21 protein-coding genes are annotated in these 24,413 nt (G+C 70.5%); 9 read left to right on the forward strand and 12 right to left on the reverse strand.

Translation table 11 applies throughout. The features are described 5' to 3' along the window. Window positions 1-130: 130 nt before the first annotated feature. From GGQ96_RS02085 to GGQ96_RS02095, 3 genes are all read left to right on the forward strand, one after another. Window positions 131-1,066 carry a LysR substrate-binding domain-containing protein gene (locus GGQ96_RS02085; RefSeq protein ID WP_221239744.1) on the forward strand — a complete coding sequence of 312 codons (936 nt, stop codon included), beginning with the start codon at window positions 131-133 and terminating at the stop codon, window positions 1,064-1,066. A 119-nt stretch (window positions 1,067-1,185) separates the two neighbouring features. Then, window positions 1,186-2,712 carry a class I adenylate-forming enzyme family protein gene (locus GGQ96_RS02090; RefSeq protein ID WP_343058894.1) on the forward strand — a complete coding sequence of 509 codons (1,527 nt, stop codon included), beginning with the start codon at window positions 1,186-1,188 and terminating at the stop codon, window positions 2,710-2,712. 25 nt (window positions 2,713-2,737) lie between these two features. Continuing rightward, window positions 2,738-3,616, forward strand: coding sequence for an SDR family NAD(P)-dependent oxidoreductase (locus tag GGQ96_RS02095; RefSeq protein WP_184112169.1), 879 nt, complete (start codon window positions 2,738-2,740; stop codon window positions 3,614-3,616). Between the two features lie 320 nt (window positions 3,617-3,936). On the opposite strand, the gene uraH is transcribed toward GGQ96_RS02095, so the two are convergent. The 11 genes from uraH to GGQ96_RS02150 form a co-directional block, all read right to left on the reverse strand. Continuing rightward, a complete protein-coding gene (gene uraH / locus GGQ96_RS02100; RefSeq protein WP_343058895.1) occupies window positions 3,937-4,278 on the reverse strand; it encodes a hydroxyisourate hydrolase in 342 nt (113 codons plus the stop codon). After that, window positions 4,275-5,702, reverse strand: coding sequence for an FAD/NAD(P)-binding protein (locus GGQ96_RS02105; protein WP_184111047.1), 1,428 nt, complete (start codon window positions 5,700-5,702; stop codon window positions 4,275-4,277). Before GGQ96_RS02105 ends, uraH begins: the two co-directional genes overlap by 4 nt. Beyond that, window positions 5,699-6,190: a 2-oxo-4-hydroxy-4-carboxy-5-ureidoimidazoline decarboxylase gene (gene uraD / locus GGQ96_RS02110; protein WP_184111049.1), complete on the reverse strand. Its 492-nt coding sequence runs from the start codon at window positions 6,188-6,190 to the stop codon at window positions 5,699-5,701. The genes GGQ96_RS02105 and uraD overlap by 4 nt, the downstream gene beginning before the upstream one ends. Then, window positions 6,187-6,567, reverse strand: coding sequence for an oxalurate catabolism protein HpxZ (gene hpxZ / locus GGQ96_RS02115; RefSeq protein WP_221239789.1), 381 nt, complete (start codon window positions 6,565-6,567; stop codon window positions 6,187-6,189). The genes uraD and hpxZ overlap by 4 nt, the downstream gene beginning before the upstream one ends. Window positions 6,568-6,575: 8 nt before the next feature. Continuing rightward, window positions 6,576-7,478 (reverse strand): allantoinase PuuE, encoded by a 903-nt coding sequence (gene puuE / locus GGQ96_RS02120; protein ID WP_184111053.1) that lies wholly within the window; start codon window positions 7,476-7,478, stop codon window positions 6,576-6,578. Next, a complete protein-coding gene (locus tag GGQ96_RS02125; protein WP_221239790.1) occupies window positions 7,475-8,656 on the reverse strand; it encodes a pyridoxal-phosphate-dependent aminotransferase family protein in 1,182 nt (393 codons plus the stop codon). The genes puuE and GGQ96_RS02125 overlap by 4 nt, the downstream gene beginning before the upstream one ends. A 37-nt stretch (window positions 8,657-8,693) precedes the next feature. Then, entirely contained in the window at window positions 8,694-9,950 is a 1,257-nt protein-coding gene (locus GGQ96_RS02130) for an allantoate amidohydrolase (protein ID WP_184111057.1), read from the reverse strand. Next, window positions 9,944-11,527 carry a gamma-glutamyltransferase family protein gene (locus tag GGQ96_RS02135; protein WP_281392601.1) on the reverse strand — a complete coding sequence of 528 codons (1,584 nt, stop codon included), beginning with the start codon at window positions 11,525-11,527 and terminating at the stop codon, window positions 9,944-9,946. Before GGQ96_RS02135 ends, GGQ96_RS02130 begins: the two co-directional genes overlap by 7 nt. Beyond that, complete coding sequence (locus GGQ96_RS02140; RefSeq protein ID WP_184111059.1) at window positions 11,524-12,882, reverse strand: AtzE family amidohydrolase; 1,359 nt, start codon at window positions 12,880-12,882, stop codon at window positions 11,524-11,526. Before GGQ96_RS02140 ends, GGQ96_RS02135 begins: the two co-directional genes overlap by 4 nt. Further along, window positions 12,879-13,043 (reverse strand): hypothetical protein, encoded by a 165-nt coding sequence (locus GGQ96_RS02145; RefSeq protein ID WP_184111061.1) that lies wholly within the window; start codon window positions 13,041-13,043, stop codon window positions 12,879-12,881. The genes GGQ96_RS02140 and GGQ96_RS02145 overlap by 4 nt, the downstream gene beginning before the upstream one ends. 148 nt (window positions 13,044-13,191) lie before the next feature. Next, complete coding sequence (locus GGQ96_RS02150; RefSeq protein ID WP_184111063.1) at window positions 13,192-14,688, reverse strand: adenosine deaminase family protein; 1,497 nt, start codon at window positions 14,686-14,688, stop codon at window positions 13,192-13,194. A gap of 280 nt (window positions 14,689-14,968) precedes the next feature. Here GGQ96_RS02150 and GGQ96_RS02155 point away from each other — a divergent pair, with 280 nt between their 5' ends. From GGQ96_RS02155 to GGQ96_RS02180, 6 genes are read left to right on the forward strand one after another with little or no spacing between them, the layout of a single operon-like run. Next, window positions 14,969-16,324 (forward strand): NCS2 family permease, encoded by a 1,356-nt coding sequence (locus GGQ96_RS02155; RefSeq protein ID WP_184111065.1) that lies wholly within the window; start codon window positions 14,969-14,971, stop codon window positions 16,322-16,324. Window positions 16,325-16,328: 4 nt separating this feature from the next. Beyond that, complete coding sequence (xdhA, locus tag GGQ96_RS02160) at window positions 16,329-17,735, forward strand: xanthine dehydrogenase small subunit (RefSeq protein ID WP_184111067.1); 1,407 nt, start codon at window positions 16,329-16,331, stop codon at window positions 17,733-17,735. Then, window positions 17,735-20,053, forward strand: coding sequence for a xanthine dehydrogenase molybdopterin binding subunit (gene xdhB / locus GGQ96_RS02165; protein ID WP_184111069.1), 2,319 nt, complete (start codon window positions 17,735-17,737; stop codon window positions 20,051-20,053). Before xdhA ends, xdhB begins: the two co-directional genes overlap by 1 nt. Beyond that, complete coding sequence (gene xdhC / locus GGQ96_RS02170) at window positions 20,050-20,997, forward strand: xanthine dehydrogenase accessory protein XdhC (protein ID WP_184111071.1); 948 nt, start codon at window positions 20,050-20,052, stop codon at window positions 20,995-20,997. The genes xdhB and xdhC overlap by 4 nt, the downstream gene beginning before the upstream one ends. Then, window positions 20,994-22,283, forward strand: a complete 1,290-nt coding sequence (gene guaD, locus GGQ96_RS02175) for a guanine deaminase (protein ID WP_184111073.1) — start codon at window positions 20,994-20,996, stop codon at window positions 22,281-22,283. The genes xdhC and guaD overlap by 4 nt, the downstream gene beginning before the upstream one ends. After that, the gene (locus GGQ96_RS02180) at window positions 22,283-23,398 is read left to right on the forward strand and encodes a nucleoside hydrolase (RefSeq protein WP_184111075.1); all 1,116 of its coding nucleotides are present in this window, start codon (window positions 22,283-22,285) and stop codon (window positions 23,396-23,398) included. Before guaD ends, GGQ96_RS02180 begins: the two co-directional genes overlap by 1 nt. Here GGQ96_RS02180 and GGQ96_RS02185 read toward each other — a convergent pair. After that, window positions 23,377-24,297, reverse strand: coding sequence for a LysR family transcriptional regulator (locus tag GGQ96_RS02185; protein ID WP_184111077.1), 921 nt, complete (start codon window positions 24,295-24,297; stop codon window positions 23,377-23,379). The genes GGQ96_RS02180 and GGQ96_RS02185 overlap by 22 nt on opposite strands. Between the last annotated feature and the right edge of the window lie 116 nt (window positions 24,298-24,413).

The following is a 24,413-nucleotide window of genomic DNA, read 5'->3' on the forward strand; positions in this document are numbered from 1 at the left end:
TCATCGCGCTGCCCGACAGGCCGCGCTCGGTCGGCGCCGGTCCTTGATGAAGATGCTCGCAGCTATCGGTCGTGTCGTATAGTCGATGGTAGTGGGCCGTTGGGTTCCATAACTGGAACGGAGAAGCAATGTGGATCATGCTGACGTGTTCGCGATTTTCGCCAAGGTCGGCGAACTGGAGTCGATTTCTGGCGCAGCGCGCGCGCTGGGCCTGCCCAAGGCCAATGTCAGCCGGGCGGTATCGCGTCTGGAGTCGAACTACGGCGTGCAGCTTCTCGATCGCACCAAGCGCCGCCTTCGCCTGACGGAAGTCGGGCATATGCTCCATCGGCACTGCGTCCGCATTCTCGACGAACTGCACGAAGCCGATGCCGAGATCGCCGCCCATCGCGGCCTGCATGCCGGCCTGTTGCGCGTCGGCTGCTCCGCCGACGTGGCGCGCAGCCTGATCGGCGATGGCGTGCCCGAGTTCCTCGAGCGGTATCCGGATATCGACCTGCGGCTTCGCATCGGCGACCGGCTCCTGCCAGAGCCGAACTCCATCGACGTCGTCCTCCACGCCGGTTGGCTGGCCAATTCCCGCCTCATCGTCCGGAAGCTCGCGGACGTTCCGACCGTTCTGGTGGCCAGCCGCCACTATGCCGACCGGCACGGCGTTCCCCAGGGCGTCGACGATTTGTCGAACCACCGCGTCCTCGGCAACTTCTATCTCGATCCGGTCGCCTCGGACGCCGGTCGCCTTCCCGCCCGCGTGCCGGTGCTCGAGCTGGTGAGACGCCGGGAAAAGGTGACGGTCCCGATCTGGAGCCGGTTCGCCTCGAACAACCAGTCGATGATGCTGAGCCTCGTCCACGCCGGGATCGCCATCGCACCCATCGCCGCAGGGCTGATCATGGCCGAACTCCGCTCCGGCGAGTTGATCCGGGTGATGCCGGATTGGGAGATCCACGATCCACCGGCGATCTACGCCCTCTTCACCGAACGGTCGGCGATCGCCCCCAAGCTGAAGGTGTTCCTCGACTTCGCATGCCGGCTCATCGAACGCGCCAAGGCCCGGGCGGCATAGGGCAGAGTCGCTTGGACCGGCACGCGGCCAATCGTTTCAACTATGGAACGCAGAAGTCCGATATACGCAGCTTGCTGGATCACATCGAAGCGATAGAGCTAAGCCCAGGACGAGGATGGGTGAAGGAGCGCGACGTGATCGGCGCCGAGGAACTGCTGTCGCGCAAGTTCGCGACGATGTCGGACATGATCGCGGTTCATGCGACCAGCGATCCCGACCGCCGTGCGCTTGTGCATGACGATGACCAGCTGACCTATGCCGAGCTGGACGCACGGTTGGACCGGATCGCCTCGCGACTGCAAGCCGCCGGAGTGCAGCCCGGCGATTCCATCGCCATCGTCGGCGGAATGACGATCCCGGCGACCTGCATCTACCTCGGCGCCCAGCGCGCCGGCGCCGTTCCGGTGCCGCTCGCGCCGTCTTCCACGGCTCTTCAACTTGCCGCCATGATCGCCGACTGCGATGCGAAGATCGTCTTTGTCGATGCGGCTGCCGCCATCGACCCGCCGGAGCTCGACATCGACGTCGTGGCCCTGAACGATCTTGACGCATGGCTGGCCCCGGTCGGTGCGAAGCCCGAGCCCTGGTCGGCGGTGCCGGACGCGCCCTTCCACATCATCTATTCGTCAGGAACGACGGGGACGCCCAAGGGCATCGTGCATACCCATGGCGTGCGCTGGACCCAGGCCCTGGCCTGGAAAGCGGTCGGCTTCGCCGAAGCGACCATGATGGTCGCCACGCCGCTCTACTCCAACACCACGCTGACGACGCTGATCCCCACGCTGATCTTCGGCGGCACCGCAATCCTCCTCGGCAAGTTCGACGCGCACCGCTTTCTCGAGGTCGCCGAGCGGGAACGCGCGACCCATACGATGCTGGTTCCGGTCCAATACCAACGCATCATGGCCGTGCCGGATTTCGACCGCTTCGATCTGTCGTCGTTCCGCATCAAGTTCGCGACCAGCGCGCCCTTCGCCGCCGATCTGAAGGCGGACGTGGTTCGGCGATGGCCCGGGCAGCTCGTCGAAATCTATGGCATGACCGAAGGGGGCGGCACCTGCCTTCTCTACGCCAACATGCATCCGGCCAAACTGCACACGGTTGGGCAACCGGCGATCGGGAGCGACATCCGCCTGATCGACGATGCGGGTCGGGAAGTCCCGCACGGCGAGGTCGGTGAGATCGTCGGGCGGTCGACCTTCATGATGAAGGGCTATCACGGTCGCGACAAGGCGACGGACGAGGCCGCTTGGCACGATGCCGAGGGCAACCGCTACATCCGGCACGGCGACATCGGCCGCTTCGACGACGACGGCTTCCTGACCCTGCTCGGCCGGTCGAAGGACATGATCATCAGCGGCGGCTTCAACATCTATCCGCCGGACCTCGAAGCGGTGCTGCTCGCGCATCCAGCGGTCAGCGACGCGGCCGTGATCGGCATCCCGTCCGAGACCTGGGGCGAGACGCCTTATGCCTTCTACGTGTCGTCGGACCCCGCCATCGCACCGGCCGACATCATGGCCTGGGCGAATGCGCGGCTGGGCAAGACACAGCGACTGGGGGGGGCGGAAGCGATCGACGAACTGCCGCGCAGCACCATCGGCAAGGTGCTGAAGCGCGAGCTTCGCAACCGTATCGCGGCCTGAACCGACGGAAGGAAAGGACAGGATGATGTTACTGGACGGACGCGTCGCCATCGTGACGGGCGCGGGTGGCGGCCTTGGCCGCGCCCATGCCCTTCTGCTCGCCCGCCACGGCGCCAGGGTCGTGGTCAACGATCTGGGCGACGGCGCCGCTCGGGTCGCCGAGGACATCCGCGCCGCGGGTGGCGAGGCGATCGCGGTGACGGGGTCGGTCACCGACGCGAAGCAGGTCGACGCCATGGTCGACGCCGCCCGCGACGCGTTCGGCACGGTGCACATCCTGGTCAACAATGCCGGCATCCTGCGCGACGCATCGTTCGCGAAGATGTCCGTCGACGACTTCCGCCTCGTCGTCGAGGTGCACCTGATGGGCGCGGTCCTCTGCACCAAGGCCGTATGGGGCCTGATGCGCGACCAGAATTACGGCCGGATCGTCATGACGACGTCGTCATCCGGCCTGTTCGGCAATTTCGGCCAGTCGAACTACGGCGCCGCCAAGATGGCGCTGGTCGGGCTGATGCAGACGCTCGCCATCGAGGGCGCGAAGAACAATATTCGCGTCAATTGCCTCGCACCGACGGCGGCGACCGCGATGACCGACAGTCTTCTGCCGCCGCCGATGAAGGCGCTTCTGCAACCGGAACATGTCAGCCCGGGCCTGATCACGCTGGTCAGCAAGGATGCGCCGACCCGCGCGATCCTGGCGGGCGGCGCGGGCCATTTCGAGCGCGCCTATGTCACGCTGACCGGCGGCGCCTATATCGGAGACGGCGAGGATGCGGCCGAACAGGTGGTCAAGCGCTGGGACGCGATCGGCGATCGTGGGGTCGAGACGGTGCCGGCGGCCGGCGGCGCGCAGATCCAACAGGAACTGATCGCGGCGGCGAAGGCCAAGAATATCGGTTGAGGCCATCCGCTCATGCGGGACGCCGCCTGGGGAGCCGCTGTGACCAGCCGGACGACCGGGGTGGCGGACATGGTTGACCTCCCCGTCCCTGCGGATCAACCAGTCCACGTCGCCCCAGGGTTCATCATCCAAATCCAGGATGCGCCCGTCATCCCTATTCCGGAACGTTGCCGCTCCCCCTGTGACCCAACGGAAGTCCGGGTGCGCGCGGCTGGTGATCGCCCGAAACCGACGGCCAGCTTCCAAGACCGGGGGACAGGAAAGCCGATCGTCGCATCCCTATCCAACGACCGATCGGGCGATCGCGCGCCGGCAGTCGATCAACTGCCCCGATAGGTCGAATAGCCATAGGGGGATACCAGCAGCGGCACATGATAATGGCCGCCATCCCGCGCGATCCCAAAGTCGACCGTCACCCGGTCGAGGAAGGGCGGATCGGCCAGCGCCACACCCTGGCCGTGGAAATAATCGGCCACCGCAAAGCGCAGCGCGTGGCGGCCGGGCGGCAGGCGCAGCGCGGCCAACGCGGGACATCGCCCATCCGCATCGGTCACGCCCTCGAACATCGCGACACCGCCGCCGTCGAGCAGGGTGACGGCGATCCCGCCGGCCGGCCGGCCATGGGCCGTGTCGAGCACATGGGTGGACAGCGTCGCGCTCACGCCACCACCTCTACGCGCGGCCATGATCCGGTGAACTCCGGTTCGTCATAGTCGAGATAGGCGGCGATCATCGCGTCGCGGTCGTCGAGGAACAACTGGTCGGCCACCCCCGCGACCAGCCGGGGCAGCGCATGTCGCAGCCCCGACAGCGCCGATGCCGAGAGGCCCAGGCTGATGAGACCCGAATAGTTGAATGCGAAAAGCCCGTGCAGGGCCGCCGCATCGCCCGGATCGCGCGGCAGCAACTGGAAGTTCGGCCCGAGATAGGGATGCGCATCGATCAGCGGATGGACGCCGGCCCCGTCCGCCGGGCGGTATCGATCCGACCAGCGCGCGATGCGCTCGGCGACCAGCGCCAGTTCGGGCCTGAGCGACGGATCGGTGACCAGTCCGGTGGAGAGGACCAGGAAATCGAACCGCTCCGCCCCGCCCGCTGTGGTGACCACGACGCCGTCTCCGGCGTCGGCCACATCCAGCCATGGCGCGCCGAGATGCAGGTGGAAACCGGGCAACGCCGACGCCCGCGCGAACGTGTCGTTGGTTGGCGGCTGGCTGCGATCGAAAAACGCAACCATCATCCGGTATTTCGCGGCATCGTCCAGCGCGGCGAAGCGTCCGATGATGCCGCTGCGCTCCATGTGGCGGATCGGATTCACCTGCGGCAGCGCCGGACGCCGGACGAACACATGCGCTTCCGCCACCCCGGCGGACAGCGCGGCATGGGCATTGTCGAACGCCGACGCCCCCGCCCCCAGCAGCGCGATCCGCTTGCCAGCCAGCGCCGCATAGTCGATCGCCGCGGAGGTGTGGGCATAGCGCGTTGGCGGCAATCGGTCGCGCACCAGCGGTGGGACGTGCCAGTTGCCGCCGCCCTGGATGCCGGTCGCGAGCACGACCTTGCGCGCGAGCAGTGGTGCGCCGCCGGCCAGATGGACGCGGAACCGGCCGTGCAGCGGCTCGATCAGCGTCACCCGCGCCTCGTTGCGGACCGGCAGGTCGAGCACGGCCCGGTACCAGCGCAGATAGGCCATCCAGTCGCGGCGCGGGATCTTGTCCAGCGCGTCCCATCCTGCACGGCCATGCTGCGCCTCCCAGAAGGCGCGGAAGGTCAGCGACGGCAGCCCCATGTCGATCGCGGTCAGATGCTTGGGCGTGCGCAGCGTCATCATCCGCGCATACGTGTCCCATGGCCCCTCATAGCCTGCCGGGTTCTCGTCGAGGACCAGGATGTCGGACACACGCTCGCGCAGCAGCCCGAACGCCGCACCCAGGCCGCTCTGGCCGCCGCCGACGATGATCACGTCGTGCACATGGCTGTCGTCATGCGTCTGCGGCACCGTCCAGGCAGGTCCGCCATAAGCAAGGCGTTCCAGGTCGGTCGCGACCTGTTCGGCCAGGGCGGCGAGGCCGATGGGGCGGGTCATGCCAGGGTCTCCAGGCGCAGGCGGATGATATGGCCGATCTCGTCCAGCGCGGTCGCCACCTCGGTTGCGCGATCATGGGTCAGCCGCTCGGCCATCGCGCGCAGGATGCCCGACCGGTCGGTCCGCCGGACGCAGATGATGAAGGGGAAGTCGAACCGCGCGCGATAGGCGGCGTTGAGCGCGTGGAAGCGTTCGACCGCTTCCGCCTCCATCCGGTCGAGCCCGGCCGAGGCCTGTTCGCTCCGCGACTCCGCGGTGAGCGTGCCGGCCACCGCCGCGCGCCCGGCCAGCTCGGGATGGGCGCGGATCACAGACAGGCGCTCGTCGGGGGTCGCATCCGCCAGCACCGCCGCGATGCCCGCCGCCAGATCGGCAAAGGGCCGCCGCGCCGCCGCGCGCTCCACCACCCAGGGCGAATGTTCGACCACGCCGGCATAACGTGCGACGAAGGCCTGATGCGGCAGCGTGTTGAAATCGATGCCGCTCATGATCCCGCTCCCTCGATCGAGACATGCGCGGCGACGACCTTCCAGCCATCGGCGAACCGGACCCACATCTGGCTCTGCCGCCCGCGCCGACGGTCGCCCTTGCGGACGAATTCGGCATGGGCGGTGGCGTGGTCGCGGCCGAAGCTGTGGATCGCGACCGTGCCAAGCCGGCGCTGCGGCGACCCGCCGCGTCCCTTGCGGAAGGCGCGGATCGCGTCGGCGCCGTACAGCACCTCGCCGACGCCATAGCGAATGGTGGTCGGATGGTCGTGGAACAGCCGGTCCATCGCCGGCACGTCGTCGGCCATCAGCGCCGCCTCGTAAGCCATGAAGGCGGCGGTCACCTCCGCCACGACGTCGGGATCGTCGATCGTCATCTCGGGCGTCATGCCGGGTGCACCTGCTGCCAGTGTCTGGCGATATCGATGCGGCGGGCGATCCACGCGTCGCCGCTCGCGATCACATGGTCGACGAAGCGGGCCAGCGCCGCCGCGCGGGCCGGCCGGCCGGCGATGCGGCCATGCAGGCCCACCGACATCATCCGCCCGCCCTCGCGGCGCAACTGCTCGAACGTGTCGCGCAGATAGCGGAAGAACGGCTCGCCATCGGCGAAGCCGTTATAGGCGACGAACTTCATATCGTTGGCGTCGAGCGTATAAGGCACGATCAGCTGCGCGCGACCGCCGTTCACCTCCGCATGGCGACGATCCCAATAGGGCAGGTCGTCGGCATAGCTGTCGGCGTCGTAGACGAACCCGCCCTCAGCCGCGACCAGCGCTGCGGTCGCGGGCGAGGTGCGTCCCTGATACCAGCCGAGCGGTCGCGCACCGGTCAGGCGGGCGTGCAGCGCGATCGCCTCGGCGATATGCGCGCGCTCCACCTCGGGTGGGACATATTGGTAATCGATCCATCGAAGGCCGTGGCTGGCGATCTCCCAATCGGCGGACAGCATCGCATCGACCATTGCCGGGTTGGCGGCGATGGCGGTCGCGACCGCGAACGCCGTCACCGGCGCCTGCCGCTCGGCGAACAATCGGTGCAGCCGCCAGAACCCGGCTCGCGCGCCATATTCGTACAGGCTCTCCATCGCCATGGCGCGCGCGGGATGGCTCGCCGCGCCGACCATCTCCGACAGGAACGCCTCGGACCCGGCATCGCCGTTCAGGATGCAGTTCTCCGCCCCCTCCTCCACATTGACGACGAACTGGACGGCGACGCGCGCGCCGCCGGGCCAGCGCGGATCGGGCGGCGACGCCCCATAGCCGATCAAGTCGCGAGCGGCGCTCATGCGGCATAGCTTTCGAGCGCGGCATCGACCCCGGCCCCGGCGGGCAGCGTCAGTCCCTCGGCGCGCAGCACCGCCTCCAGCGCCGCCAGCGTCAGCAGCACCTTGTGCTTCATGGCGTTGTAGCCCATCGCGCCGATCCGCCAGACCTTGCCCTGCAAGGGGCCAAAGGCGGTGCCGATCTCGATCTCGAATTCCTCGCGCATCCGGGCGCGGACCCGCTCACCGTCGACGCCGGGCGGGATCAGGAGGCCGGTGACGTTGGTCATGCGGAAGCGATCGTCGCCGAACACCTCCAGCCCCAGCGCACGCGCCCCCGCCACCACCGCCCGCCCCGCCGCCGCATGCCGAGCGAACCGGGCGGGCAACCCCTCGCCCAGCGCGACGCGGGCGCATTCGCGCGCGCCGTAGAGCATGGTGGTCGCCTCGGTATGGTGATTGAGCCGCTTCTCCGACCAGTAATCCATGACCATGGCGAGATCGAAATAATTGGTGCCGATCCGCACCCCGCCCGCGTCGCGCAGATCGTCGCGGCGTAAGCCCTTCTCGACATGCCGCCGGCCCAGGATGCGCTCGGCAGCGCGCGGCGAGACGGTGATCGGCGCCGAGCCCGACGGCCCGCCCAGGCATTTCTGCAAGCCGCCGGTCACCACGTCCGCACCCCAGCGGTCGGTGGCGACTTCCATTCCCCCGATCGTCGCGGTCGCATCGACATAGAGATAGGCCCCCGCCGCTCGGGCCAGTTCGCCGACCCCGTCGAGCGGCTGCGCCATGGTGGTCGAGGTATCGCCATGGACGCAGGCGACGACCATCGGCGCGGTGCGCGCGATCGCATCGGCGATGGCGTCGAGCGGCACCGTCTGGCCCCAGGGCGCCGAGAGCCGTTCGACCTGCGCGCCGATGCGATCGCCGATCTCCTGCAGCAACAGCCCGAACCGGCCGAAATCGATCACCAGCAGCCGGTCGCCGGGCGCCAGCAGCGACACCAAGGACGCCTCGATGGCGGCGCGCGCGGTGCCGTCGATCAGGAAGGTCCAGTGATTGTCCGTGCCGAAGACCGGGCGATAAAGCGCCATCACCTGGTTCATATAGCCGGTCATTTCCGGATCGAACTGGCCGAGCAGATCCGCGCTCATCGCTCGCAGCACGCGGGGATGGGCATTGACCGGGCCCGGCCCCATCAGCAGCCGCTGCGGCGGGTCGATCTCGCCGAACAGGTCAGGCGTCACGATGCTCGTCTCCCAATCGATCGATGAAGCCGCGCATCGCGGCGAAGGCGGCGTCGGCATCGGCGGGATCGACCTGTTCCGCCGGATGATGGCTGACCCCCCCGGCGCAGCGCACGAACAGCATCGCGACTGGTCCCAGCGCGGCCATCGCCATCGCGTCGTGCCCCGCCCCCGACATCAGCCGGCGCGCCGGCTGCCCGGTGGCGACGATCGCCGCGTCGAGCCGCTCCATGAGCCGGGGGTCGCAGGGGCATGGCGGCAGGTCGTGGACCGTCGCGATGGCGATCCGGACGCCACGCGCGTCGGCGATGGCGTGGAGCCCCGTGCGGATCGCGGCGGCGGCGCGGTCGCGGCGATCGGCGGTGCCCGCGCGAATATCGACGGTGAACCGAACGTCGCCCGCGATCACATTGGCCGCGCCCGGCGCGACCGCGATCCGCCCGACGGTCGCGACCAGTTCGGACGCGTCGGAAAGCGCGATGTCCTCGATCGCCGACACCATCCGTGCGGCGGCGGCCACCGCGTCGCGGCGCAGGCCCATGGTCACCGTCCCGGCATGGCCGGCGACGCCGGTCACCGTCACGTCCCAGCGTAGTTGCGCGGCGATGCCGGTGACGGTGGCGAGCGCCAGCCCCTCGGCCTCCAGCACCGGTCCCTGTTCGATATGCGCCTCCAGATAGGCGAGCATCGTGCCCGGCGGACGGTGCGCACCGGTTAGCCAGGCCGCCGCGCTGCCGAAGGCCCGCAGCGCCGCATCGACGCTGATCCCGTCCGCATCGACCATGTCGGCCGCCCCCGCCGCCAGCGTGCCCGCGACCGCGCGACTGCCCAGCATCGCGGCGGGAAAGCGCGATCCCTCCTCGTCGCCGAACCCGATCACCTCGATCGCGAAGGGCAGGCGTCGCTCTTGCGCGTGGAGCGCCGCGACGCATTCGATGCCCAGCATCACTCCCAGCGGCCCGTCATAGGCGCCGCCGTCGCATACGCTGTCGAGATGGCTGCCGATCACCAGCGCGGGGGCGTCCGGGCGCGCGGCTTCGTACCGCCCGATCAGGTTGATCGCGGCGTCGCGGCGCACCTCCATGCCCGCCTGCTCCATCCACGCGCCGACCCGCTCGATCGTGGCGCGGTGCGCCGGCGTCAGCCAGCCACGGAACAGCCGGTCGGCCCGGTCGCTATATGGCGCGCGCGACAATTCGCGGCAGCGCGCGGCGGCGCGTGCGCCGGACGCGCCCTCGGTCACCATGTCGCGACCATCCCGTCGCTGCGCGGGTCGGTGGCGCCCTCGATCCTGCCGTCCGCATGGCGCACGACAGCGCCGGCATGGCCCATCATCGACGACCAGGCCGGCACGCGTTCGACCGCATGGCCCGCCGCCGCCAGCGTCGCGTATAGCGCCGGATCGAACCCCGTCTCGATCTTCAGCGTGGTGCTCGGGTCGCCCCAGGTCCGCCCGAGCAGCCAGCGCGGCGCATCCACCGCCGCCTGCAAGGACTGGCCGAACAGCGCGTAGCGGGTGAAGAGCGTCGCCTGGGTCTGCGGCTGCCCCTCGCCGCCCATGGTGCCATAGGCCATGACCCGGCCATCGTCGAACCGCGCCAGCGCCGGGTTCAGCGTATGGAACGGGCGGGCGCCGGGCCGCAGCCGGTTGGGACCGTCGCCACCCAGCGCGAACGAGCAGCCCCGGTTCTGCCAGACGATGCCGGTGCGCGGCAGCACGATGCCCGATCCGAACTCGAAATAGGTGCTCTGGATGCAGCTGACGACCTGGCCGCGCGCATCGGCCGCGCCGAACCAGGTCGTGTCGCCCAAGGCCGGCGGATGCGGCCAAGGCGCCGCGTGGGCGAGATCGACCGCGCCGGCCATGCGATCGAGCCTGGCGGCATCGTCGAGCAGCGTCTGGGCGTCCGCCGTCATCGTCGCGGGATCGCCGACATGCGCGTCGCGCCAGCGGAATGCCTGTTTCGTCGCCTCGACCAGCCGGTGGACATGGTCGAACCCGTCGGGTTCGGTCGCGCTTAACCGGTCGAAAAGGGCGAGGATCAGCAGCGACGCGACCCCTTGCGTCGGTGGCGGCAGGTTGAGCAGCCGCGCGCCCGCGATCCCCACCGCGAGCGGCGCGACCGGCCGCGCATCGAACGCGGCAAGGTCGGCCGCCGCCAGCGGACTGCCCAGCGCGGCGAGATCGCCGGCGATCGCCTGCGCCAGCGCACCGCGATAGAAGCCGTCCAATCCATCGCCCGCCAGCCGCTCCAGCGTCGCCGCCAGCGCCGGCTGGCGCAGCATGTCGCCCTGGGCAAGCGGTCGGCCCAGAGGTTCGAAGATGCGGGCATAGTCGCCAGGCAAGGGGCGGAGCGCGCCGGACACGGCGGCCGCGACTTGCGCCCCGCCCGCGGTGACGACCACCCCGGTCCGCGCATGATGGATCGCATCGCGCAACAGCCGGCCAAGCGGCAGGGTGGCGCCGCTCCGCCGCAACGCCGCCTGCCATCCCGCGACCGTCCCCGCCACCGTGTTCGCCGCCAGCGGCCCGCGCCACGGGATCGTCGCGTGATCGCGGTACAGGTCGCGATCCGCCGCCATCGCCGCCGCGCCGCTGCCATCGATCGCCCAGCTTCGCCCGTCGGGTTCGGCGACGAGCCAGAAACCGTCGCCGCCGATGCCGGTCATGTGCGGATAGACGACCGCCAGGCAGGCGGCGGTGGCCACCGCCGCCTCGACCGCGCTGCCGCCATCGGCCAGCACGTCGCGCCCGGCCTGCGCGGCCAGGTGGTGCGGCGCGCTGACCATGCCGCGCAGGGAACAGGGGGTCGCCCGCATCATGCCGCCTCCGCCCGCACCGGTGCGGGCGAACAGGCGACCAAACCCGCCGCGACCAGCGAAGCCGCCGTCTCGAACAACAAGGTCTCGCGCCCCGGCCCGGCGATCAGCTGCACGCCAATCGGCATCGTGCCGTCTGGCTGGCGGAGCGGCGCCGACAGGATCGGCACGCCCGCGAGGCTCAGCGGCTGGGTATGGAGACCGAGATCGGCGCGGGCAGACAGCGTCTGGCCGTCCACGACGATCGTCGTCGCATCGATGCGGGGCGCCGACATCGGCGTGGCGGGGGCCAGCAACAGGTCGTGGTCGACAAGCGCGTCGGCGACCTCGTCGACGAAACGCCGGGCGATCCGCTCGGCGTCCCGCACCGCGGCCACGGGCTGGAGCGCGCCCGCGATCAACCGGTCGCGCGTGACCGGATCGAACGCCATGGCATCGCGGCGGAGCGCGGACAGGTGGCGATGCCCGCCCTCCGCCCCGGTCAGCAGGAAGCCCGCGGACCGCGCCGCGGCGGCGGACCGCAGCACGACCGGCGGCCCCGCCTCCAGATGCGCGGCGATCCGATCGATCCCCGCCAGCACGCCGGCAGCGGCCCGCCCCGCGAACCATCCGCCCAGCACCGCGACGCGCGGGCGTCCGCCCGCGGCCGGCGTCAGCGCCTGGCCGAGCATCACCGCATGGGCGATCGCCAGATCCTGGGGCGACCGGGCGAAACATCCGACCGTGTCGAGCCGCTCGACAAAGGGATAGACACCCGCGACCGACACCGCGCCGAAGGTCGGCCGCAGCCCGAACAGACCGCACAGGCTGGCGGGTACGCGGATCGAGCCGTTGGTATCCGAACCCAGCGCCAGCGGGACCAGCCCCGCCCCGACCAGCGCCGCCGACCCGCCCGACGATCCCCCCGCCAACCGTTCCGGATCGTGCGGGTTGCGGGTGGTGCCGTGATGCGCGTTCTCGGTCGAGAAGCCATAGGCGAATTCGTCCATGTTGGTCGTCGCGACCAGCACCGCCCCCGCCGCGCACAGCCGCGCGACGACTTCGGCGTCCTGGCCTGCCGCCGGCGCGCCAGCCCGTTGCCGCGCGCCCGCGCTGGTCGTCTCGCCGGCCACGTCGAACAGATCCTTGACCGCGAAGGGCACGCCGGCGAGCGGGCCGGGATCGCGCCCGACTGCGACGGCGGCATCGACCCGCGCCGCATCGGCCAGCGCCCGTTGCCCCAACAGCCGGGTGACCGCGTTCAGACCATCGTGTCGCGCGATGCGGTCGAGCGTGTCAAGTGCGATCCCTTGAGCGGACAGCCGGCCATCGCGAACCCCGGCGGCGATGGCGCTCGCCGTATCCGGCACACGGATCATGGCGCCTCGTCCGCCAACGCTCCGTGCACCACGTCGTAATGGCGCGCCAGCAGGCGCTGGTTGGCGACGACGCCGGCGATCGCGGCCGGCGGCACGATTAGCCCCAGGCGCTCGGCCTCGATCAGGAGGAGGCGGCGCTCGTCGTCGGTCGCTTGGGTCATGTCGTCGTCTCCCCACGGGTCCGGCCGCCGGCCCCGGGCGCTGCCAGTCCCCCGGTGTTAGCGTCGGCGACGCGCACTACAGAAGCGCAATATTCCGCTTCGAGCGTGCGCAAATTGCGCGCACCCCCCCCCCCTGGATCGATGCCGGTCAATAGCCCTGCCGCTCGAAGCGCCGGAAGTCGCGCTCGAGCCGGGCTTCGAGCCGTGCTTTCGGATGGGCGGCGGCAAGAGCGCGGCATGCCGCCGCATCGACGTCGCGACACGCCGCCACGCGCGGGCCGCCGGCGCGATCCTGCCAGATGCTTGTCCCCGGCAGGAACGCATAATGGAGCGAATCCCGCGCCATCTGCTTCAGGTCGCGATAGCGCAGCCGCTGCTCGGTCACCGCGCGGAGATATTCGTTGGTCATGTCGCTGCGTGACACGCCTTCGTCATCGGTCGACAGCACTACTGGCACGCCCGCCTGGCGATAGAGCGACAGCGGGTGATCGCGTCCCTTGATCCCCAGAATCACCGCGTTGCTGGTCAGGTTGATCTCCACCGCCACCCGGTCGCGGGCCATGCGCGCCAGCAGTGCGCGCGCGTCGGTCTCATAGGCGATGGCGACCCCGTGCCCGATGCGTCGCGCACCGGCGACCGCGACCGCGTCCTGGATGTGGAAGGCCAGGTCGCGTGGCGGCACCAGCCCCAGCGTCAGTTCGCCCGCGTGCAGCGACAGCGGAACCCCGGGGTGGCGGATCGTCAGGAAATGCAGCATCCGCATGTGCAGGGCATAGTCCCGCCGCGCGACCGGATCATGTTCGGGCGCGACGATGTTGACCCCGACGAAGCGTGGATCGGCCTGGGCCAGGGCGAATCCCAGCGCGAGTTCGGCGAACACCTGCGCCGGCGGCCGGGTGCGGATGGCGGCGTAGTGATAGCGGATGTCGGTCGCGCAGGCCGGCTTCGGGGCGGGCGTGGCGCAGCCGTCGATCGCGGCCATCTCCGCTTCATAGGCGTCATATTGCGTCCGGGTCGCCCGCACCGCGTCGGGCAGGTCGGGCGCGATCCTGGCGTAGAGCGCCGCCAGGTCTACCCCATCGCCGTCGCCGGCGCCGACCTTCGCCAGCAAGGACTGCGTCGCGGCCGAACCGACGCTCAACTCGGCATAGGAGACGCCATCGGCGGCGGCCTGCTGACGCGCGGTGGCAATCACCTTGCCGCCATGCCGGGCGGCGATCGGCCAGAAGGCGTCGAACGTCGAGAAGAAGCGATCATAGCCGGACACCCGCGGATCGCCGGTTCCGGCCTCGAACCCCCGCGTCGAGAAGGCGTCGACGAAGGCGGCGTAGCGCGGATAGTCGCGGACGAGGTCCGCCGCCGCGACCCGGCCGGGCGCATCGCATGGCGATGGCGCGACCCGGGCCGGCGCGGTCGACAGACATAGCCCCTCCGCCGCCGCCCAGGCCAGCATGTCCTCGGCATAGATCGCGCCGCCGGCATGATTGTGCAGGTCGCCCCCCTTCGGCATGGCGCGCAGGAACAGGCGAAGCCGCGGCGGGCTGTCGGCGATGCTGTCCAGATAGGCGGCCGTGCGGGCTTCGGGCGTCATCGTGCCGCGCGGCGTTGTCGCGCCGCCGAGCATCGCCGCCGCGAACAGCATCATCGTCGCCCCTCTTCCGCCGGCGCGCGCGCGTCGGCCACCGTCGTTGCAACGGGCGCTCATCCGCTTCCCCCCATGATGCCCGCGGATCGCGGCGCAGGCCCCTGCCCCGCCGTCTACCGGCCGCATCGCAGCGCGCCCATCGCAATATCCGGCACGTGGCGTTGCCGGAATGGCGGCGGGGGGTGCGCTCATTTCCGCAACGATCGATGCCATTGATTGCTGTAGATCGCGCAACTGCCCGCTGGCATGAGGGGCGGCAGGCTGGGTTCCGGGGGACGGCATGAGCGATACGGCAGCGATGGACGGACCGGCGGCGGCCGCGCTGGAACGCCGTTTCCGGCTCGCCGAGCGGGGCACGTCGGTCCGGACCGAGATACTCGCCGGCACCACGACCTTCCTCACCATGGCCTATATCGTGCTGGTCAACCCGGCGATCCTGGGCCAGGCAGGAATGCCGGTCGCGGCGGTCGCCGCCGCCACCTGCTTCGCCGCCGCCTTCGCGTCGATCCTGATGGGCATGGTCGCCAACGTGCCGCTCGCGCTGGCGCCGGGCATGGGCCTGAACGCCTATTTCAGCTTCACCGTCGTCCAGCAGATGGGCATTCCGTGGCCGGTGGCGCTGGGCTGCGTGCTGATCTCCGGGGTCTGCTTCCTGGTGCTGACGCTGACCGGCGTGCGGCAGTTGATCGTGTCGGTCATCCCGCCGCATCTGTTCGCGGCGGTGGCGGGCGGGATCGGCCTGTTCATCGGCTTTGTCGGGCTGAAGAATGCCGGCATCGTCGTCGCCAGTCCGGCGACGCTCGTGGCGCTCGGCCCGCTGACGGCCCCCGGCGCGGCGCTGGCGCTGCTCGGCCTGCTGCTGATCGCGGTGCTCAGCATCTGGAACGTGCGCGGCGCGATGCTGATCGGCATCGTCGCCACCACTGCCATCGCCTGGGCCACCGGGCAGGTCGCGATGACGCCCCGACCCTATAGCCTGACCATGTTGACCGAGACCGCGTTCCGGGTCGATCTGGCGGGCGTGTTCGGCGCGGGCGGACGGCACGGCCTGGGTCTGTTCGAGATCCTGTTCGTGTTCCTGTTCGTCGACCTGTTCGACAATATCGGGACCCTGGTCGCCGTGACGAAGCGCGCCGGGCTGATCGACGCGGCCGGCCGCATTCCCCGGCTGAACCGCATCCTGCTGACCGACGCGGTCGCCACCATCGTCGGCGCGGTCGCCGGAACCAGCACCGTGACCAGCTATGTCGAGAGCGCGGCGGGGGTGCAGGCGGGCGGGCGCACCGGCTTGACCGCCATCGTCACCGGCCTGCTGTTCCTCGCCACCCTGTTCGTCGCTCCCTACGCACAGCTCGTGCCGCTCGCCGCGACCGCTCCCGCGCTGATCGTCGTCGGCGGCCTGATGCTGCTGCCGCTGGTCGAGGTGCAATGGGACGATCCGATGGCGGCGATCCCCGCCTTCCTGACGGTGGCGATGATCCCGCTGACCTTCTCCATCGCCAACGGGCTGGCGTTCGGCATCACCGCCCATGCCGTGCTGAAGGCGATTCGCGGACAGGCGACGCGCGCCGACGGGTTCCTGTTCCTGCTCGCCGGGCTGTTCGTCGCCCGCTTCGTCTGGATGGGCGGAGCGTGAGGCGATGACGATCCGTTTCCTGCTCGACGATGCGGTCGTCGAGGTCGCCGATGCCGCGCCGACCGCGACCCTGCTCGATCATCTCCGCTACCGCCTGCGCCGCACCGGCACCAAGGAAGGCTGCGCGGAGGGGGATTGCGGCGCCTGCACCGTGCTGGTCGGCGAGCCCGTCGCCGACGGGGTCGCGTGGCGCGCGGTCAATGCCTGCATCCTGTTCCTGCCGATGATCGACGGCAAGGCGGTGCTGACGGTGGAAAGCCTGTCGCCGGGCGGCACGCCGACCCCGCTCCAGTCCTGCATGGCGCGCAACGGCAGTTCGCAATGCGGTTTCTGCACGCCGGGCTTCGTCATGTCGCTCTATGGTCGCGCGATCGGCGCGGCGGGGCACGCGCTGCCCGTCGCCGACGTGATCGCCGGCAACCTGTGTCGCTGCACCGGCTACGGCCCGATCCTCGACGCCGCGCAAGCGGTGCCATCGATCGACCGCGACGATGCGGCGCTGGCCGCCGTGCTGCGCGACCTGCGCACGGCGCAGGCCCCTGACGCGTCGCCCGCCTGGTTCGCGCCCCGCTCGGTGGACGCGCTCGCCGCGCTGCTGCTCGACCGCCCCGACGCGCGGCTGATCGCCGGGGCCACCGATGTCGGCCTGTGGGTGACCAAGGGCCTGCGCGCCATCGACACGCCGGTGTTCATCGGCGACGTACCCGAACTGCGCACGATCGCGGAGGATGCCGCCGGGGTGACGCTGGGCGCGGCGGTCCGCTATGCCGAGGCGCATGACGCGCTCGCCCGGCTTCATCCCGACCTGGGCGAGCTGGTGCGGCGGATCGGCGGCTTGCAGGTCCGCAACGCCGGCACGATCGGCGGCAACATCGCCAATGGCTCGCCGATCGGCGACGGGCCGCCGGCCCTGATCGCGCTCGGCGCACGCGTGACCCTGCGCCGGGGCGACACGCGGCGGACGCTGCCGCTGGAGGCGTATTTCCTCGATTATGGCCGTCAGGATCGCGCGCCGGGCGAGTTCGTCGAGCGCATCCACATCCCCCGCCCCGCCGCCGACGCGATCATCCATATCGCCAAGCTGTCGCGTCGCTTCGACAGCGACATCTCCGCCGTCTGCGGCGCGTTCCACCTGACGGTAAGGGGCGGGGTCGTCGAGACCGCACGGGTCGCGTTCGGCGGCATGGCCGCCACCCCGCGCCGCGCCCCCGCCTGTGAGGCGGCGCTGACCAACGCGCCCTTCTCCGAAGCGACGATCGCCGGTGCCATCGCAGCATTGCGCGAGGATTTCGCACCGCTGACCGATGTGCGCGGCAGTGCCGGCTACCGGCACGAGGCGGCGGGCAACCTCCTCTGGCGGCTGTGGCATCGCGAACGGGGCGAGCCGGTCTCGGTGCGCGAACTGGTCTGATGGCCGACCGTCCCGACCCCTTGCCCGTCGCGACCCTGCCGGCCGCGAAGCCGTCGCTGCCGCACGACAGCGCGCTCCTCCACGTCACCGGGGCCGCGCGCTATGTCGACGACGAACCCGAACCCGCCGACCTGCTGCACCTGGCCTTCGGCCAGTCGAGCGAGACCCATGCCGCGATCGTCGCCATCGACCTATCGGCGGTCCGCGCCGCGCCGGGGGTCGTCGCGGTCTTCACCGCGGCCGACATTCCAGGCCAGAACGATGTCAGCCCCGTCGCGCATGACGACCGGCTGCTGGCCGATGGCGAGGTGATCTATCGCGGCCAGCCGGTCTTCCTGGTCGCGGCGATCAGCCGGGGCGCGGCGCGGCGCGCAGCGCGGCTCGGCAGGATCGATTATGCCCCACGCCCCGCGCTGCTGACGATCGCGGGCGCGCGTGCCGCCGCGTCGCTGATCGAACCCACGCAGCGCATGGCGCGCGGGAACGCGGCCGCCGCGCTCGAAGCCGCGCCGCATCGCCGCTCCGGCCGCTTCGCGATGGGCGGGCAGGACCATTTCTATCTCGAGGGTCAGGTCGCGCTCGCCCGCCCCGGCGAGGACGGACAGGTTCATATCGCCAGCTCCACCCAGCACCCCAGCGAGGTCCAGCATCTCGTCGCCGACCTGCTCGGCGTCGGCTCTGCCGACGTCACGGTCGAGGTCCGCCGCATGGGCGGCGCGTTCGGGGGCAAGGAAACGCAGGCGGCTCCCTTCGCCGCCGCCGCCGCGCTGGTCGCGGCGAAGACCGGGCGTCCCGCCAAATTCTGCTGCGACCGCGACGACGACATGGTCCTGACCGGCAAACGCCATGATTTCGAGATCGGCTATGACGTCGGCTTCGACGCGGACGGCCATATCCTCGGCCTCAAATTGCGGTTGGCGTCGCGATGCGGCGCGACGGTGGACCTGTCGCCGGCGATCAACGACCGGGCGATGTTCCATGCCGACAACAGCTATTGGCTGCCGGCGGTGGAAATCCTGTCGGAACGGCTGAAGACGCACACGGTCTCCGCCACCGCCTTTCGCGGTTTCGGCGGGCCGCAGGGGATGTTGGCGATCGAGCGGGTGATCGATGTCGTCGCCGCCGCGCTGGGGCGCGACCCGCTGGAGGTCCGCATCGCCAATCTGTACGGCCCGGGGCGGGACGTGACGCCCTATGGCATGACGATCGCCGACAATATCGCGCCGGCGCTGATCGCCCGGTTGCGCCACGACTGCGACTATGATGCGCGCCGCGCCGCCGTCGGCGCGTTCAATGCGGGCCACGCGGTGCTGAAGAAGGGGATCGCGCTCGCCCCGGTCAAGTTCGGCATCAGCTTCACCACCACCCATCTCAACCAGGCCGGCGCGCTGGTGCACGTCTATGCCGACGGCAGCATCCAGGTGAACCATGGCGGCACGGAGATGGGCCAGGGCCTCTACATCAAGGTCGCGCAGGTCGTCGCCGACGTCTTCGCCGTGCCGGCCAGCGCCGTCCGCATCACCGCGACCCGCACCGACAAGGTGCCCAATACCTCCGCCACCGCCGCCTCGTCCGGCGCCGATCTGAACGGCATGGCGGCGTTCGAGGCGGCGCGCACCATCCGCGACCGGCTGGCCGGCGTCGCGGCATCGATCGGCGGCTGCGAGCCAAGCCACGTCCGTTTCACCCCGGCCGGCATCGTCGCAGGCGCGGAGACGATCCCCTTCGCCACCCTCTGCCGCAAGGCGCATCTGGCGCGGGTGTCGCTGTCGTCGACCGGCTTCTACGCGACGCCCGGCATCGCCTATGACCGCGCGGCGCATCGTGGCCGGCCCTTTTATTATTTCGCGTACGGCGCGGCCTGTGCCGAGGTGGTGGTCGACACGCTGACCGGCGAGCATCGGGTGCTCGCCGTCGACATCCTTCATGACGTCGGCCGCTCGCTCAACCCGGCGATCGACCTGGGCCAGATCGAGGGCGGGTTCCTGCAGGGCCAGGGCTGGCTGACCACGGAGGAACTGGTGTTCGCCGACGACGGCCGGCTGCTGACCCACTCGCCCGCCACCTACAAGATCCCCACCGCCGCCGACCGCCCCGCCCGCCTGTCGATCGCATTGTGGGACGGCGAGAATGTCGAGCCGACCATCAACCGGTCGAAAGCCGTCGGCGAGCCCCCCTTCATGCTCGCCCAATGCGTCCTGTCGGCGCTGGGCGAGGCGATCGCCGCGACCGCGCCCGACCGGCGCGCCTTCCCGCCGCTCGACGCGCCGGCCACGCCGGAGGCGATCCTGCGCGCGATCGCCGCGCACCGCGCATGACCGAGCCATGGCTGGCGCGGCTGCGCACCGTCGCGCCCGACGAACCGCTCGCGCTGGTCACGGTCCTCGCCACCGAAGGCTCCGCCCCGCGCGGCGCCGGCACGCGGATGCTGGTCGCGGGCGACGCATCGTTCGACACGATCGGCGGCGGCGCGCTCGAGCATCAGGCGACCGAGCAGGCGCGCGCGATCCTCGCGCATCCGCCGGGTACATGGCGCATCCAGGATTATCCGCTCGGACCGCTGCTCGGCCAATGTTGCGGCGGCCGGGTGCGCCTGCTGATCGAGCGGGTCGATCCCGCCGCGCTCGACTGGATCGAGGCGGCGGCGGCCGGCGCGACGCTGACGACCATGCTGCATTCGGGCCATGTCGCGCGCGCGATCTCGCCGGCGGCCGCGATCGTCCCGCTATCGGCCCGCGACGATCGCCCCGGCGTCGGGGCGCAATGGACCGAGCGCTGCGGCCAGTGGCAGCGGCCGCTCTACCTGTTCGGGGCCGGGCATGTCGGCCAGGCCATCGCTCGCCGGATCGCGGGCCTGCCCGTGCGGCTCGCCTGGTTTGACAGCCGCCCGGCCATGGCCGGATTCGCCGGCGTCACGATCGTCGACGAGGATCGCCTGCCCGCCTGTCTCGCGGATGCGCCCGACAAGGCGGCCGTCCTGATCCTGACGCACGACCATGGCCTCGACTATCGGCTCACCCGGGCTGCGTTGACGCGACCGCTCGCCTTTGTCGGGCTGATCGGCTCGGCGACCAAGCGCGCGCGCTTCCTCGCCCGGCTGACCCGCGACGAGGTGCCGGTCGAAGCGCGCGCCCGGCTGACCTGTCCGATCGGACTAGCGGCGATCGCCGGCAAGGAACCCGAGGTCATCGCGCTGTCCGTCCTCGCCCAGCTTCTCGCCCTCGGCGGCGGCGCCGCTGCCACAACGCCGGACCATCCATGACGCTACGCCTGTTCCGCGCCGAACTCCTGTCTGTGTCGGCCGATCCCCGCGACGATCCGGGCGCGATCCGGCACGAGCCGGACGGCCTGCTCGCGGTCGAGGACGGGCTGGTCGTGGCACGCGGGAGTCACGCGACGCTGGCGCCCCGCTTCGCCGGCCTGCCGGTCGAGCGTCTCCCCGGGCTCGTCGTCCCCGGCTTCGTCGACGCGCACGTCCACTATCCGCAGATGGACCGGATCGCCTCCCATGGCGAGCAACTGCTCGACTGGCTCGAGCGCCATATCTTCCCCGCCGAGATGGCGTTCGCCGATCCGTCGCACGCCGCCGCCGTCGCCGAGGCGTTCCTGGCGGAATTGCTCCGCCACGGCACGACCAGCGCGCTGGTCTTCCCGACCGTGCATCCCGGATCGGTCGACGCCCTGTTCGATGCCGCGCTCGACCGGCGGATGCGGATCCTGTCGGGCAAGGTGCTGATGGACCTCGGCCCCGACGGCCTGCGCGACACGGCCGAGACCGCGCGGAGCGACAGCGAGGCGCTGATCCGCCGGTGGCGCGGGCGCGGACGGCTGGGCTATGCGGTGACGCCGCGTTTCGTGCTGACCTCGTCCGACGAACAGATGCGACAGGCCGCCGCGCTGCTCGACGCGAACCCCGACGTCCTGCTCCACACCCATCTGGCCGAGAACCGGCACGAATGCGCCGCCGTCGCCGAACGCTTCCCCCAGGCGCACGACTATCTCGACGTCTATGACCGGTTCGGGCTGGTCGGCCCGCGCTCGGTCTTCGCACACGGCATCCACCTGACCGATCGCAGTTGCGCGCGGCTTGCGGAGGCCGGAGCCGGGATCGCCATCTGTCCCACCTCCAACCTGTTCCTCGGCTCGGGATTTTTCGATTTCGGGCAGGCCGATGCGCACCGCCTGCGGCTGGGCCTGGGCACGGATATCGGCGCGGGCACGTCCTTCTCCATGCTGCACACCGGCGGCGTCGCCTATCAGGCCGCCCTCGCCCGGGAGGTACGGCTCGATCCCTTCCGCGCACTGCATCTTGCCACGGCGGGCAGCGCGTCGCTGCTCGGCATCGCCGACCGGGTCGGTGCGCTGCTACCGGGACAGGAGGCCGATTTCGTCGTGCTGGACGACGCGGCGACGCCGCTCCTCGCCCGCCGGACCGCCGGCGCCGATCTGGCGGCCCGGCTGTTCGCCATGCAGGTGCTGGGTGACGACCGCACCGTGGCGCGGACCTATGTGATGGGCGATTGCGCCTGGGATCGGGGGACGAAATGATGCGCACGCTGTTTCTGGGCCTGATGGCCCTGCTCGCCGCCGCCGTGCCGGCGCAGGCTCAGCAGGCACGCCGATTGGTCGTCATCGATGACGAAGGCTTCGGGCTCAGCCATGCGATGCTGCTCGATGCCCCCGACGTCGAGGTGCTGGGCATCACCACCGTCACCGGCAATGTCTGGGCCAACCGCGCCACCGCCATGGCATTGAAGGGCGTGGAGCGGATGGGGCGGACCGTCCCCGTGGTGCAGGGCGCGACCTATCCGCTGGTCAATTCGGAAGCGCTGACCGAACGCTGGGAGGCGCTGTACGGCAAGCTGATCTGGAAGGGCGCGTTCATGCGGCAATGGGTCGAGCCGACGCAGCAGAGCACCCCGGACTATCACCGCCCCGACGATCCCGTCGACCTGCCCGACGGCAATCCGACCACCCGCCCCTCGCCTGAAATCGCCGCCAACTTCCTGCTGCGGATGGTGCACGAACATCCCGGGCAGGTGACGATCATCGCGATGGGCCCGCTCACCAACCTCGCCTTGGCGCAGCGGCTCGATCCCGCCTTTGCGGGGCTGGCGAAGGAGCTGGTCTATATGGGCGGCAGCCTCAATCCCCGGCAGGTGCTCGGCAGCGTCTCGGCCACCCAGTTCGCGCGGGAGTTCATCCACTCCCCACGCCGCGAGTTCAACGCCCGCTTCGATCCCGAGGCGGCCAGCATCGTCTCGCGCAGTCCGTGGCGGCACATCACCGTCATCCCCACCGATCCGTCGACCGCGACCGAACTGACCCCGGCGCTGATCGCACGACTGCGCGCGGTGGCCCCGCCCGCCCTCGCGGCGTGGATCGGGGCGCTCGAACCCGGCTTTCCGATGTGGGACGAGATCGCCGTGGGCGTGTGGCTCGACCCGTCGATCGTCACCGCGCGCGACACCGCCTTTGTCGATTACGACACCCAGTTCGGGCCGAACTATGGCGACATGCTCTCCTGGCCTGCGGGCTATCAGCCGGGCATCGGCGAGCAGCGCGCAGAACTGATCCGCACGATCGACCCGGCCCGGCTCGAAGCGCTGATGCGGCGTCTGCTGGCCCGTCCCGCCGGGCGTCAGGCGTCCGGCGGACTATAGGCGAAGCGGGTGAAGCCTGCCTCGATCTCGCGCAGCACCATCGCCGCGGCATAGGAGGGCGTGCGGGCGGTCGCGGTGCACAGCGCCAGCGTCATCGGGCGCAGCACCTTGTCCTCGATCCTGGCGAACGCCAGCGTCCCGGCGCGAACTTCCGTGGAGACGTCCAGCGAGGTCAGGATGCCGACGCTGTCCCCCTCCTGGATCAACGAGGCGATCATCTGGATGTTGTCGGACGTCACCCTTCGGTGCAGCGTGACGCCCGAGGTCGCCTCCAGGACCGCGACCTGCTGGTGCACCGCCAGCGGCGCGGCGGGCAGGATGACCGACTGGCCGTCGCATTCGGAGAATCGGACGCTGGCCTTGCCCGCCAGCGGATGGCCGGGCGGCGCGACGATGCCCAGGACCACGTCGACAAAGGCCCGTACCGTCAGATCCTGATAGGATTGCGGGTCGAACAGGATGCCGAAATCGACGTCATTGGCGGCGATCGCGCGGCGCACCTGTTCGTTGCCCAGCACATGCACCCCGATCGTGATGCCGGGATGGCTCCGCTGGATCGCATGGAGGGCGGCGGGCATATAGCCCTTGGCCAGCGCGTCGATCACCGCGACGTCGACATGGCCGCGCTTCAGACCGCGCAGATCCTCGATCTGCGACAGGGTATCGACGAGCTGCTTCTGCCAGCGCCCGCCCGCCGCCATCATCACCTCGCCCGCCGCCGTCAGCCGCAGGCCGGTCGGCAGCCGCTCGAACAGCTGCACGCCCAGCCGCGCCTCGGCATTCAGGATCTGGCGGTCGATGGCGGAGGCGGACACCGACAGCTCGTCGGCCGCGCGCCGGATCGACCCGAGCCGCCCGACCGCCATGAAATAGCGGATGAATCGCGACAGCGCCGGCATGCGCTAATTTTCGCAACGGATCATCGTCATCATTGCGTTTGAATGCAACGATCACGCGACCTAGGTCAATCACCAGGTCAGACATCCACCCTGGCTACCCAGCGTCAGCCCGCATC

The organism is Sphingomonas abaci, assembly GCF_014199625.1.
Taxonomy (GTDB): domain Bacteria; phylum Pseudomonadota; class Alphaproteobacteria; order Sphingomonadales; family Sphingomonadaceae; genus Sphingomonas; species Sphingomonas abaci.

Excerpts from the sequence above, each read along its gene's own strand:
- GGQ96_RS02095 (WP_184112169.1), top strand. The coding sequence starts at position 2,738 with ATGTTACTGGACGGACGCGTCGCCATCGTGACGGGCGCGGGTGGCGGC.
- GGQ96_RS02105 (WP_184111047.1), bottom strand. The coding sequence starts at position 5,702 with ATGACCCGCCCCATCGGCCTCGCCGCCCTGGCCGAACAGGTCGCGACC.
- uraD (WP_184111049.1), bottom strand. The coding sequence starts at position 6,190 with ATGAGCGGCATCGATTTCAACACGCTGCCGCATCAGGCCTTCGTCGCA.
- hpxZ (WP_221239789.1), bottom strand. The coding sequence starts at position 6,567 with ATGACGATCGACGATCCCGACGTCGTGGCGGAGGTGACCGCCGCCTTC.
- puuE (WP_184111053.1), bottom strand. The coding sequence starts at position 7,478 with ATGAGCGCCGCTCGCGACTTGATCGGCTATGGGGCGTCGCCGCCCGAT.
- GGQ96_RS02125 (WP_221239790.1), bottom strand. The coding sequence starts at position 8,656 with ATGGGGCCGGGCCCGGTCAATGCCCATCCCCGCGTGCTGCGAGCGATG.
- GGQ96_RS02130 (WP_184111057.1), bottom strand. The coding sequence starts at position 9,950 with ATGGTGACCGAGGGCGCGTCCGGCGCACGCGCCGCCGCGCGCTGCCGC.
- GGQ96_RS02135 (WP_281392601.1), bottom strand. The coding sequence starts at position 11,527 with ATGATGCGGGCGACCCCCTGTTCCCTGCGCGGCATGGTCAGCGCGCCG.
- GGQ96_RS02140 (WP_184111059.1), bottom strand. The coding sequence starts at position 12,882 with ATGATCCGTGTGCCGGATACGGCGAGCGCCATCGCCGCCGGGGTTCGC.
- GGQ96_RS02145 (WP_184111061.1), bottom strand. The coding sequence starts at position 13,043 with ATGACCCAAGCGACCGACGACGAGCGCCGCCTCCTCCTGATCGAGGCC.
- GGQ96_RS02150 (WP_184111063.1), bottom strand. The coding sequence starts at position 14,688 with ATGATGCTGTTCGCGGCGGCGATGCTCGGCGGCGCGACAACGCCGCGC.
- GGQ96_RS02155 (WP_184111065.1), top strand. The coding sequence starts at position 14,969 with ATGAGCGATACGGCAGCGATGGACGGACCGGCGGCGGCCGCGCTGGAA.
- xdhA (WP_184111067.1), top strand. The coding sequence starts at position 16,329 with ATGACGATCCGTTTCCTGCTCGACGATGCGGTCGTCGAGGTCGCCGAT.
- xdhB (WP_184111069.1), top strand. The coding sequence starts at position 17,735 with ATGGCCGACCGTCCCGACCCCTTGCCCGTCGCGACCCTGCCGGCCGCG.
- xdhC (WP_184111071.1), top strand. The coding sequence starts at position 20,050 with ATGACCGAGCCATGGCTGGCGCGGCTGCGCACCGTCGCGCCCGACGAA.
- guaD (WP_184111073.1), top strand. The coding sequence starts at position 20,994 with ATGACGCTACGCCTGTTCCGCGCCGAACTCCTGTCTGTGTCGGCCGAT.
- GGQ96_RS02180 (WP_184111075.1), top strand. The coding sequence starts at position 22,283 with ATGCGCACGCTGTTTCTGGGCCTGATGGCCCTGCTCGCCGCCGCCGTG.
- GGQ96_RS02185 (WP_184111077.1), bottom strand. The coding sequence starts at position 24,297 with ATGCCGGCGCTGTCGCGATTCATCCGCTATTTCATGGCGGTCGGGCGG.